Source organism: Streptococcus sp. V728, from assembly GCF_052077995.1.
Classification (GTDB): domain Bacteria; phylum Bacillota; class Bacilli; order Lactobacillales; family Streptococcaceae; genus Streptococcus; species Streptococcus infantis_B.
In genome coordinates, this window is sequence record NZ_JBQJJH010000002.1 from 296061 (window position 1) to 308486 (window position 12426).

Consider the following 12426-nt stretch of genomic DNA (forward strand, 5'->3'; position numbering starts at 1 on the left):
CTAGTCTTTCTCAATCATGCTTTTAGCAATCTTCAAGTCTGTAACTGTTGTAATTTTAAGGTTTGAGTATTCACCTTTAGCCAAGGCCACATCTTTACCCTTAATGACAAAGATTTTACATGCATCTGTTAAAATTTCTTTTTCTTCTGCTGATAATGAACCATACAAATCAATAAAGTCTTTACAACGGAATGTTTGTGGAGTCTGTCCTTGGTAAAGATGAGCACGATTTGGAATATCTGTGATAAATTGTCCGTTTGTACTTTCAACAATTGTATCCACCGCTTCAACCACAGTGTCAACCGCATCATGTTTTTGAGCAAGAGCGATATTGTCTTGAATCATACGAAGAGTGATAAAGGGACGAACCGAATCATGTGTTACTACGATATCATCTTCTGTTAGTGGACGGTAAGCATCGATGGCTTCAATAATCTTTTCAATACTAGAATTACGATCAGCCCCACCTTTTGTAATGATGATACGTTCCTTGTGGAGTGGAAGGAATTTTTCAACTAAATCTTCTGCATGTGTCACCCAGTCGCCATGAACCCCAACAACGATTTTTTCAATACTTGGTTCTAAGACGAATTTTTCAATTGTATGAATTAGAATTGGGCGATCTCCCAACTCAAGAAATTGTTTGGGTAAATTACTAATTCCCATGCGCGTGCCGGTTCCACCTGCTAAAATTCCAGCATAAATCATATTGATTCTCCTTTGGTTTGTACTAAAAACTCATTCTTTCCTATTATATCATAATCTAGCACTATCTTAAAATAAATACTAGGTCCCTCTAGCTAGAAACTAGTATCAAAATCACGTTTTTGGCAAAATTGAGTTCTAATCTGTCATTTCTAGCTCTCGATTAATATAGAGTTCTTCAGAATAGTATAGAAAACTTAAAGAAACCTTAAAATGAATTTAGATAGAAAAAGAGCACTAAAATTAAAAATAGACTTTTCGTATTAAAATTGATAAAATAAAATAGAAAATAAAAGAAAAGGAAGCTAACTACCGCCATGATGAATATGCAAAACATGATGCGCCAAGCTCAAAAACTTCAAAAACAAATGGAACAAAGTCAAGCTGAGCTTGCTGCTACTGAATTTGTTGGAACTTCTGCTCAAAATCTGGTAACTGCAACATTAACTGGTGATAAAAAAGTCGTTAAAATTGATTTTGATCCAGCAGTCGTAGATCCAGAAGATATTGAGACACTATCTGATATGACTGTCCAAGCATTCAATGCTGCTCTCGAGCAAATTGACGAAACTACTAAGAAGAAACTTGGTGCATTCGCAGGTAAATTACCTTTTTAATATCGTACAAAAAGAGGCTGGTTAACAGCCTCTTTTTTGATTAGAATGCAAAGAATTCAGTTGCCTTTTTTAAAAGCAAGTCTGTATACTCAGGATCTTCCTGAGCTGTTTCTAGTTCATCTTTAATCATTTTCAAGTTATCCGTTATCATGCCGTTGACACCTAAGCGGAAAGACTTATCAAATGACTCAGAACTATTGATTGTCCATACATAGAGTTTCTGCTCTGTATTCCAAAGTTTGGTTACAAAGTATTCATCCAATGTAGAGTACTCCATAGTATAACCCGTTGCATTCGTTCTCGGAAAAACAGAATTGTAAGGAAGAATAAAGTAGATTGGAATATCCTTGTCATACTGAGTTACTTTCTCAACAACATGGTAATCCAAGGATTGCATTTGATGACCATAAACCTTTATTTTTGCAGCATACTTTTCGAGAAAATGATCCATCATTTGCGGACTATCTTTGTGGCTAGTCTTAATTTCAATAAGAAGTTTCTGATGCAATTCATTTGCGCGATTCAGGTAATCATCAAAACTCGAAATCTTCGTCGTATAACCATTCTCGTGTATGTCGATCTGTTGTAACTCTTCCAGAGTCAAATCCTGTGGCGTCTTATTCAAACCTGCTAATCCTCTAAGATTTGCATCGTGCATCATGACAAATTGACCATCCTTGGTTTCCTGGATATCCATTTCTATTAAATCCGGTTTTAATTGAGCAGTTTTTTCCAAGGATTGGATTGTATTTTGTACACCATTGCCATTTGATACGCCACGATGTGAAATTACAAGTGGCGGATTGACTACAGGAGCTTCTAGATAATTATATCCTTCAATTGCAAAGAAAGTACTTGCACAGACCATCACACCCCATCTCATGATATGGTCCTTCTCCCGTCTTGGCATAATGTCAAGTTCTTCTCCTGTTAGAAAAGAAGAGAATTTAATAAGGAAATAGGTTAATGCCATATAGTGAAAATTCTTGATGAGAGCAAAGTTAATAATAGCAAGAACTAGGGATTCTTTCTGTGTTATGCTATCCACTATAAACTGAATTGATAATATAGGGATGAGAGGTAGGTAAAAGAATAGGTTTGTCTTTACAATAATTAAGAATAAATGCCAGGCATAAAACCAAAAGTTATTCTTGGTTTTTTCAAGACTATAAAGAACGGAGTCCTTAACTGACATCTTTTCGTAAAAGACTTTTGGTAATGCGAACATCAACCGAACCGAAACATAGAAGAATAAAAGCGATAAGCTAATAATAGCTACCCACCACATCCAATATTTATCTTCCATGTAAGTTTGGATAAACTCCGGAATCACTATTTTATTGAAATAATAAATCTTAAATATCTTTCTGATAAAAGGAAATAGCATTGCCACAAAAAGAAAGATAAATAATGCTTTAGAAATAGTCAACTTCTTCATAAAAGCAAGGCTTTCACGGAATACTTTTCGACTATATTCTATGAGAGTTCTTTTTTCATGATAAAGGAGATGACGTGCTCCAATAAAGAGAATACTGAGTTGAAAATAGGCTACCAGTAGATTAATGGCTATCAAAACCACAAAACCAAGACTGACTATAGGAGCATTTTTTATGACTGAAAAAATATTGTTATAAGAAATAAACAAATATCCAGTCTGACTAAGTAAAAATCCAGCTATGACTGAGTTTAATGGCAACCAAATATAGTCAACCAGCATAAAGATTAGAAAGAATAGAAATAGGATTTTATCTAGATTAAGGTAAATCTTTTTAAAACCCAATTTTTTCGGTTTTTCAGGTTTCATAAAAAACCTCCTAATCAAAAAGTTGTGATAAATCTAAACCACCAAAAGGATTAGAATTGAGGTTGCTCTGAGTATTGAGTAAAAGCCGACTCTCATCCGACTCCAGAAAAGCTTCATAAACTTGCGCAGTCATGCGAGCGTCTTCTAAACTATTATGAGATTTTCCTTTAAAACCTAGAAAACTTGCAACAGTTTGCAATTTTAGATTAGTGATTCCGTGTAGATCAGAACTACGACGTTCAAAAGCCTCATCATACAGATCAACTTTATATTGATCACGATAGTCAAACCCATGTTCTAGTAAAATCGGTAAATCACTCTTTGCAGCATTGTATCCAACAAGGGGCAAGTTACCAACGAAATCTTGAAACTTTTGGAGAACTTCTTCTACCTTTGGAGCATCTTTGAGAGTCTCCGAAGTAATACCAGTCAAACCATTGATAAAACTTTTCAAAGGAACATCAGTGTAAACATAAGAGTCAAACGCTCCTACTTCTTCACCGTCTTTAAAATGTACCGCTGATACTTGAATCAAATGAGTCTTATACTGGTGTTTGTTAAATTCTAAATCAAATGAGATATAATCTCTTACTGTTTCCATCTTATCGTACCTAATTAGTTTGTAAAAAGAAACCACCTGGTCTATTTATAGAAACCAAGCAGTTTTTTCTTATTTTCCAAATAAGCGAGCAAAGAAGCCTTTCTTCGATGCTTGTACTTCTTGCTTAGCTTGATCCAACTCCAACTGAAGTGTTTCTTGATCCTTCATTGCTTGAAGAGTCAACTGTTGTTGTTGATCCAATTGCTTATCTTTTTCAGCGATTTGGCGGTCTTTAACACGCATCTGTTCATCTTTTTCAGCCAGTTGCTTGTCTTTAGCTTTTAATTGCTCATAAAGACGGATGATTTCGGCATTCTTTTCATCAACAAGAATCTCCATGAGTTCTCGCTGCTTAACTTCATCACTAACTGGTTCATCTTCAAAGATAGTCTTTTTGTAGATTTCCTCAAGTTTGATCAATCCACTACGGGTAACAACAGTGACACCTTTGTCGTTTTTTGTAATATCTTCTTCAGGTAATTCTTTGACACGATTATTGATTGCTTGTCGGGATAGACCCAAGACCTCAGCAATCTCACTGACAGTCATTTCAATACTCATAATATCCTCTATTTTTCTCTAACTTTTCTTAAATTAAATCTTATCATAAGTAAACCAAACTGTCAAATAACACTGTATTTTCAATGGTTTTTTAGGACATAAAATTTTAAAACTATTAATCTGCAAATATTTTAAAAAGATGAGAAGATCTCATCTTTGGACTAGTAAATAAAAATCATTAGTTTGTCAAATACTTAAGAGAAAACCTTTCTCGGTTTGTAAAGCTGTTCTCGTTTCTCCAATATAGCAAGAAGCTTCTCGCCTTCAAAAGCAGCTAATTGGTTTTCTGGTTGTTCTAACTCAATAAATCGTCCAAAACGGATTTCTTCTGCCTGTTCAGGTGTAAGAAAAACTTTGACAAGGTCACCAGTCCCAATCTCTAGAGGATGGAGAAAGTCCAATTCACCAGCTTGAACCTTTTCCTCAATTTCATTCAAGGTCAAAGCATCATCTAACCGCAAGCCTGCAGCGCTTGTTCGTGTTAAATGAGACATATGCGCAGCATAGCCAAGTTTCTCTCCCAAGTCGACTGACAAAGTACGGATATAAGTTCCCTTACTGCATTTTACACGAAAAGTGAATCGTGCAAGATGCCCATCATAAGAAATCGGACTCGTTCTTTCAAAACTATAAATCGTCACCTGACGTTCAGGACGCTCGACTTCCTGACCAGCACGCGCATACTCATAGAGTTTGCGACCATTGACCTTGACAGCTGAGTACATTGGTGGGATTTGAGTGATAGAACCAGTCAAACTAGCAATGGCTTCATCGACAAGTTTTTCATCCAGTGGAGCTAAAACAGGAGTTTCTGCAACAACTTCACCACTAGCATCCTCAGTTGTCGTTGAATAGCCTAGGGTGATTTCACCCTCATAGATCTTGCCCTCATCCTGCATAAACTCGACCATGCGGGTTGCCTTACCAACTGCAATGGGTAAAACGCCCACTACATCCGGATCCAAGGTACCACCATGGCCAATCTTCTTAGTCCCTAAAATCTTACGCAGTTTAAAAACCGCATCATGCGAGGTCATCCCTGCTTCTTTTTTTAAGTTGATAATACCATTCATGTGTTGCTTTCTATTTTATTTAAAATATGTCCTCTTCAAGAATTGTTAAATAATTCTCTTTTGTAACCAAAGAAAGTTTACTTAAACGTTTTGCTTGATTCATAACTATTTTATCAAATACATTTCTTACAAATCGACCATTCGCATTCTTATTTTCGGAAATATCACTTTGTTTTTCAAGAAATGTTTTTAACTTATCTGCAGCCGTTTCTTCTAAAATATAGTCTTCGTTCTTACAGTATGATAGAAAAATCTCGAACATTTGATTTACTGAATAATCTTCAAAATTAATAAAGTAATTAAAACGTGATTTTAAACCAGGATTAGATTCAAAAAATTTCTTCATTAGGTCATCATATCCTGCTACAATTACAACTAAATCATCACGATAGTCTTCCAAAGCTTTTGTAAGTTCTGTTAAACACTCTCTACCATAACTATCACTTTTTTCATTTTCTGTGATACTGTATGCTTCATCAATGAATAAAACACCTCCCTTAGCTTTTTGGATTAGTCTTTTAACTTTTAAAGCAGTTTGTCCTTGGTATTCAGCTATTAAGTCCGTTCTAGTCGCTTCAATAAAATGACCTTTGCTTAGTATTCCTAGAGAACGATACATATTACCAACAATTCTAGCAACTGTTGTTTTACCTGTACCTGGATTTCCGAGGAAAGCCATATGCATCGTTCTATTAGTTTTTTTCAGCCCAATCTTTTCTCGATTTTTCTGAACTTTATTAAAGATTACTAGATCTTCTATTTCTTGCTTTACGTTTTCTAATCCTATCAGTGAGTTTAATTCATCGGACAGCTCCTCAAATGATTTGGCATTGATTTCTTTTAAAATAGCATACTCACTATCTATTAATCTAGAACCAAGATATTTATAAAGTAACTCTAAAACTGTTGATTGTCTATCTTTAATTTTAGAAAATTTATCGTTATTTGATAAATTGCCTAAACGCTTTATAAATTCTAATTCTGAATGCTTTTTATTATCAACAATTTCTTGAATAATAGTCTCAAATTCATAAGAATTATTTGTTAAATCATCAAGCTTTTTCACTTCTGACTTTAACAATTTTAAATAAGTTTCACTAATCATCTACATTCCTTTAAACAATAGAAATAATACTATTAAAACAACGGCCACTCCAAGAGTATAGAATCCTTTTTTTAGAAAAACAATCTCCTCTTGCTTTTCTTCTAATTTTGTTTCAAGACCTTCAACAACTAACTTTAGATTATTTCCCTCTGTTATTGATTTATTACTGATTTCATCAAGATAATTTTTAAAATTATTTTGTGTTTCTTCAACTTGTAAATGCAAATCGTTAAAACTATTTTCTATTTTCACTAATGTTTTTAGCTCCGCTTTTAAACTATCAATTTCAATTTGAATTTCACTTTGCTTTTCTTCAAGTTGTTCTAACTCTTCTAGCTTTCTATGATGTTTCTTCAATATATCAATTAAATCTTTATTCTGTTTAAAAACATCATCTAATAGTTTTTTATTACCTGTTTGATATTCTTCTATCTCGTGCAATCCTTGTATAGCTTTATTATTTGCCTCTTGGGCTGCAATCAAAGATTCTGAAATTCTTTTAATATAGTCATCATCTAATAACTGAAAAGTTTCGTAAATTGTATTAAATTCTTGAATAATTTTTTTAATATGCTTGTTTTGTTCAATCATTCTATTTTGAACAGCATCCGTGAGTGCGTTTAAATCCTTACCTTTAACATCATATTCCGTACCAATAAATCCTAACATAAGTTCGTCTTGTGGAACGGTTGGTAAATCTGATTGTTCTGGAATCTCTTCACTAAAAGCTTTTAACGCATCTTTTTTCTCATTAAATTTTTCAGATATTGCTAAAACTTGAATCTCTAATTCTTCTGACATAACATTCTCCTATAATAAATCGTTTAATGCACTTTGCATTTCTTCAAGTTCACTTTGCTTTTCATCAAAGTACATTTCATTAGCTAATAATCGTTGTTTGAAATCAATCTTTGAATTAGAAAACTCATCTTGAACATTACCAAGGAGTTCTCTTAGTTTTTGATGATTCTTAGCCATCCTACTGAAGATATCATTTCTCTTAACAGCAACATTCTGCTCAGCAACAAAAATTTGAACATCCTGAATTCTTAACAATTCATTTTTCTTATTAGCTTGTTTCTTTTGATGTTCCTCAATTAACTTTCTGGAAATAAATTGATCAATTCCATTAATAATTATTGCTCCCAAAATTCCGGTTAGTAAACTAGCTAAAAACATTCCCAAGATATTTGCTATGGTCCCTAAAAATTTAATCTCAAATCCCATTCCTGGTAGTGGTAATAAGTACTTTTCAAAATATTCTCCTAAAAACATTGCTCCTACTCCTACTAATGCAGAAGTAATGATTTTTGAAATATGTGCAATTTTAATCTCAGTAGAATGTGACTGACTTTCGGGATTTGATAGATAAGAAATACTCTCTCTTATTGATCCAAATATTTGCTTAATCAAGTTTGGTAACTTTTTCAACTTTTGAGCGAAAGCTCCAATAATTTCTCCCACGATACTCCCAACAAAACTATCAATACCTACTTTGATAAAATCTCTAATTTTACCAAAGAAGGAATGAAGTGCATTTTTCATTTCATCTAAGAATGTATCAAACGAACGTTTTTTAGATTTGAAAAAGCGAACCAAAGCATTCATTATTTCTTTTAACATTCCAAATAGAGCATCAACAAACATTGCTTTTATAGCATCTTTACCAGCTTTATTGGCCATTCTGACAGAAGCTTTCTTTGCAATATCCTTATTAATAGCTTTCTTTGCTCTTTTCTCAGCCTTCAGCATCTTCTTTGAATCAGCTGCTAATTTATCATTTAATCTTTTATTATTTTCAGCTTTAAGATTTCGCTTTTCGGCATCTGAGATATTCATCTTATCAATTTTTTCATTGGCTCTTTGAACTTGATTCCTAAGTTCTTTTTCCCTCAGTTCTCTATTCTTTATATATTCACTATTGGATTTTGCTCCTTTACTTTTATTAAGTGATTCGTTTGTTGCAGCAAGATTTTCTGATTTGTTTGCTAAATCCGCAGTTTCTATATCAGCAATCTTTCTCCAAGGTTTTTCAAAAATTTGTTTTCTTGGTATGACATGATCCAAATTAGCTTTTTCGTTAATTTTAATTGTTTTTCCAGTATATTCATCCTTTAAATTTCCATTTTTTTGCTTTTCTTTCATAGCATTATTTGCATCAGTATACCTTTTATCTTTCATTATTTTAGCACCCTCTTCTTTTGTATAACTATTAGGATGTTTATCGTTATACTGCTTAAGAAGAGTGTCACTTGTCATATCTAAACCAATTTGATTCGCAAATTGATCCCAGATTTCATCCAAAATAACATCTCCTAATTTATCTGGTGAACTAATCTCTTTACATTCTAGTTTTAATTTTTCAAGATTAGAAAACTCCATTGTAAATTGCTCTTCCAATAGTTTTTCTAACTCATCATAGTTTAAATTTTCAGACTCATTTACTTCTTCAGTATTCAATACTAATAATTCATTTTCCACTGCTTTCTACTCCCCCCTTCAAGGCATCAAATTTCGCTTTCATAGTCGGATTTTTTCTTGTCAATTTTTTGACAGAAACATCATCTAGCTTGTTGTTAGCGAGACGAAGTTGATTTTCTGATGTGGTCAAGAATTTCTTGACTTCTTCCATACGTTTGATGGCCTTGTCAATTTCATCGATGGCCTTACCGAAGTTGACAGAAGCTGAATTGTAGTTCTTAGCAAAGGCGATCTTAAAGGCATCCAAGTCTTCTTCAAAATGAGTAATATCAATATTTTGTTCACGAATAAGCGCTAACTCCTGCTTGTATTTTAGAGAGTTAAGAGCCGCATTGCGCAAGAGACCAATCAACTGGATAAAGAACTGAGGACGGACAACGTACATTTTCTCATACTCATGACTGACATCGACAATCCCAGTGTTGAAGTAGTCATTATCAGCCTCTAGCATACTTACCAAAACTGCATACTCACAGTTTTTCTCACGGCGGTCCTTGTCCAACTCCTTGTAGAAATCAGCATTCTTGTGCTTCTTCTCAGTTCCATCCGCTTCATTTTTCATCTCAAACATGATGGAAATAAATTCCAGCCCATTTTCATCAAAATCACGGAAGATGAAGTCTCCTTTAGAACCACGCGCTGAAATCTTGTTGTCCTTTTCAAAATAAGCATTTGGAAAGGCAAAACTACGAACCTTGTTAAACTCGCTCTCCGCATACTGTTCTAGACTTTCACCAATAGCTTTTGTAGATTGTTGTGCCTTAAAATTCTTGTAAAACTCAACTTGCTCACTAGCTGCCTTAAGCTGGGCTTCATAGTTTTGTTTCACCGAAGCAAGAGAAAGTTCGTTTTCTTTTTCTTGTAAAAGGAGCTGATTTTTGACCTGATCGCGTTCTTTTTCAAGATCAGAAAGAGTTTTTTGTAGTTGATTTTCATGCTCCAAGCGCAAGGTAGCCAATTGATTCTCAAGAGCTTGGACCTCTTTTTCTTTTTCCAACAGACTTTGGCTAGCACTTTGCTCCACTTCTTTTTTGGCCAATTCTTTTTCTGTATCGAAGTTTTGGATTTGACTTTGTAGCTGGGCAATTTCTTGATCCTTTTGAGCGAGTTTTGCCTGTTGTTCATTTAAAGCTTTTTGTTCCACCAACGTTAATTCTTGCTTGATTCGGGCATGTAACTCCTTGTCAAACTCTACAGTGCGAACTTGAGAAATTAGTTCTGCATATTGACTTTCATTAACAGTAAAAACTTCGCCACAATTTGGACATTTAATTTCGTTCATGATTTTCCTCTAAATTTAACATTACTACTTTCATTATAGCATGGAAAAACAAAAAGAAAAAGTTGGAATCAATCCAACTTTTAATCTACATATGTATCTTCGTTTTTGTTTAAGAAAGCGTAAGGTAATCCAATTAGTAAACCACCACCAATAAAGTTACCGATAAAGGTCACACCCCAGTGACGAAGGATATTTCCAATACCGAAGTTTGCAATTGAATCAGCAGCGACACTGAATTTCACAATCGCAAATGATGCAAAGTTTGCGGCGATGTGTTCGTTCGTTAAGAATACAAACATGTAAATGGCTGAAAGAACCAACCAAAGTTTAGCTCCACCATCTTTAACCAAAACAAATGATAGAATTGCGATATTTACAAAGATATTCGCTAAAATACCTTCAAGTAATACCAATTCATTCGAACGTGCCAACTTCATTTCTACAACGCCAGAAATAAAGCTATCATGTGTTAAGTTTGCGTAAGCTGCTGAGTGTGCGAATCCCCAACCAGCGATAAGCGCACCAATTAAGTTAAAGAAAGTACAATACAAGAGAATTTCAGCTGTTTTTCTCCAGCTAATTTTTTTCAAAAAGCTACCAGCTGTAAGGAACATCATGTTTGATGTTACCAACTCAGCATTCAAGAAGACAATGTAAGCCAATCCCCAAGCAAAGACAAACGGGAAAAGGAAGCGTCCGCTACCTGGTGCAATCTTATTAATCAAATCTGCACCAACTGCTCCTGCTGCTGTACTGAAGGTAAGAAATGCACCTGCAAACATTGAACGGATAGCATACTTGAATTTGCTATTTGAATAAAGACTTTCTTTCTTTTTACAAGCAAATTCAATTTTTGAGATAAATTCTGATGAGACCATATAAACTCCTTAAGCTTTTATTTGTGAATATTATAACATAAAACTACATTTATGGGAAGCGTTTTCTTGAATCTAACAGGAGTATATTTCTAATCAAGATACTTAAAATAGACACAATACTTTAATTAAATAGAACCTCTTTCATCAATATTTCCGAAACGATTATAATTCATAATTTCTTCTGCAGTCAACCCTACCATCTCTGAAACCCACAAGCCGACAATATCAGACAAAACAGAATCGCAGACATATTCATTCTCACCATGACCATATTTACAAGTGAATAGAAGGGTTCTTATCGCTGATTGATAAAAATTGAACGCTAACTCTTGCAGTTTCTCTGGCTGAAATTCGAGTCCCAACTCTTGTGCAAGTCCAGCTCTCACTTTATCCCACTCTTCGCCTTTTGACTGGTAGTTTTCTCGTGCTTTATTGAGAAATCCTTGACAGAATTTTACCAACAGATCCTTGTTTTGATAGAGTAAACGACAAGAAAAATCAGTGATAGAACCAGCATGGAGTAAGAAGGTAAGCAAGTCATCAAGGCTTTCTGCTATCCGACCAACTTGGCCTTCACTCCCTATAAATCCGATACTATCATCTTCAAGAATTACATATTCTCCCCCACTACCGTCTTTAGCAAAGGCTATGGGCGAATGAGAATAAACTTCATTGTTCTGAGAAAATTCAACCTCTTTCAACTGGTCATAAAAGAGAATATCGCATTCTTGCATCAATAAAATTCTTAGTTGTTTATCTTCTCTTATTACTTGTAGTTGAAGCATATTAGCTACTCTCCTGGCTTTGACAATTGTCACAAGTGACAACAATTCAATTTTAGCAATCGACTCTTAATAATAATAGATTTTAATATGGCACTTCTTGGCCACATTGGCAAGATTTTTCAATAACTCCTCGTTTCTTTTGCTTTTTCCAAAATGAAAAGTAAAAGATTTTCCATCTTTCCTTGTAAAGTACAGATGATACCTGTCCCCATTCATTCTTCTCCCTCGAACGTAATCAATATCAATCTGTCTAATTTCAGCTAGAGGAACAATCCTTTTTCTAAAAAGAATAATCGTGTGAATGTATAATCTTCCCTTTGCAATATGAAAAGGATCCAACATACTCCCACCACTTTTTAAAGATGTCTTAACTCTTTGGAAAAAAAGATAGAAATAAAATAGTGCTAAAAAAATTAACAAAAATCTAATGACCTGATTTTTCCAAAGGACTTCAAAAACTGAAATACGATAACCATACATATTAAAATAATTCCTTTTTTCTTCATTATACCACTTTTGTTGAGCAACTAGTTT

Annotated in this window: 13 protein-coding genes; 1 reads left to right on the forward strand and 12 read right to left on the reverse strand. The window is 34.0% G+C overall.

The window, feature by feature from the left end; genetic code table 11:
- On the reverse strand, window positions 1-708 hold the full coding sequence (locus ACTO1Y_RS02850) for an IspD/TarI family cytidylyltransferase (protein WP_006149770.1): 708 nt from the start codon (window positions 706-708) through the stop codon (window positions 1-3).
- 314 nt (window positions 709-1022) lie between these two features.
- On the opposite strand from ACTO1Y_RS02850, the gene ACTO1Y_RS02855 reads away from it, so the two are divergent.
- Window positions 1023-1322: a YbaB/EbfC family nucleoid-associated protein gene (locus ACTO1Y_RS02855; protein ID WP_441348274.1), complete on the forward strand. Its 300-nt coding sequence runs from the start codon at window positions 1023-1025 to the stop codon at window positions 1320-1322.
- Between the two features lie 40 nt (window positions 1323-1362).
- Here ACTO1Y_RS02855 and ACTO1Y_RS02860 read toward each other — a convergent pair whose 3' ends face one another.
- The 11 genes from ACTO1Y_RS02860 to ACTO1Y_RS02910 form a co-directional block, all read right to left on the reverse strand.
- On the reverse strand, window positions 1363-3126 hold the full coding sequence (locus ACTO1Y_RS02860; protein WP_441348275.1) for a glycerophosphoryl diester phosphodiesterase membrane domain-containing protein: 1764 nt from the start codon (window positions 3124-3126) through the stop codon (window positions 1363-1365).
- A 10-nt stretch (window positions 3127-3136) separates the two neighbouring features.
- A complete protein-coding gene (locus ACTO1Y_RS02865; protein WP_441348276.1) occupies window positions 3137-3727 on the reverse strand; it encodes a 3'-5' exonuclease in 591 nt (196 codons plus the stop codon).
- A gap of 69 nt (window positions 3728-3796) precedes the next feature.
- The gene (locus tag ACTO1Y_RS02870; RefSeq protein ID WP_004252719.1) at window positions 3797-4288 is read right to left on the reverse strand and encodes a DUF536 domain-containing protein; all 492 of its coding nucleotides are present in this window, start codon (window positions 4286-4288) and stop codon (window positions 3797-3799) included.
- A 194-nt stretch (window positions 4289-4482) separates the two neighbouring features.
- Window positions 4483-5361, reverse strand: a complete 879-nt coding sequence (truB, locus tag ACTO1Y_RS02875) for a tRNA pseudouridine(55) synthase TruB (RefSeq protein ID WP_441348277.1) — start codon at window positions 5359-5361, stop codon at window positions 4483-4485.
- 19 nt (window positions 5362-5380) lie between these two features.
- Entirely contained in the window at window positions 5381-6466 is a 1086-nt protein-coding gene (locus ACTO1Y_RS02880; RefSeq protein ID WP_441348278.1) for an AAA family ATPase, read from the reverse strand.
- Window positions 6467-7267 (reverse strand): hypothetical protein, encoded by an 801-nt coding sequence (locus tag ACTO1Y_RS02885; RefSeq protein ID WP_441348279.1) that lies wholly within the window; start codon window positions 7265-7267, stop codon window positions 6467-6469.
- 9 nt (window positions 7268-7276) lie between these two features.
- Window positions 7277-8947, reverse strand: a complete 1671-nt coding sequence (locus ACTO1Y_RS02890) for a hypothetical protein (RefSeq protein WP_441348280.1) — start codon at window positions 8945-8947, stop codon at window positions 7277-7279.
- Window positions 8937-10229 (reverse strand): DUF2130 domain-containing protein, encoded by a 1293-nt coding sequence (locus tag ACTO1Y_RS02895; RefSeq protein WP_441348281.1) that lies wholly within the window; start codon window positions 10227-10229, stop codon window positions 8937-8939. Before ACTO1Y_RS02895 ends, ACTO1Y_RS02890 begins: the two co-directional genes overlap by 11 nt.
- Window positions 10230-10309: 80 nt before the next feature.
- Window positions 10310-11107 carry a formate/nitrite transporter family protein gene (locus tag ACTO1Y_RS02900; RefSeq protein ID WP_016465911.1) on the reverse strand — a complete coding sequence of 266 codons (798 nt, stop codon included), beginning with the start codon at window positions 11105-11107 and terminating at the stop codon, window positions 10310-10312.
- A gap of 125 nt (window positions 11108-11232) precedes the next feature.
- Complete coding sequence (locus ACTO1Y_RS02905) at window positions 11233-11892, reverse strand: hypothetical protein (protein ID WP_441348282.1); 660 nt, start codon at window positions 11890-11892, stop codon at window positions 11233-11235.
- A gap of 66 nt (window positions 11893-11958) precedes the next feature.
- Window positions 11959-12372 carry a hypothetical protein gene (locus tag ACTO1Y_RS02910; protein WP_315639080.1) on the reverse strand — a complete coding sequence of 138 codons (414 nt, stop codon included), beginning with the start codon at window positions 12370-12372 and terminating at the stop codon, window positions 11959-11961.
- Window positions 12373-12426 lie beyond the last annotated feature (54 nt).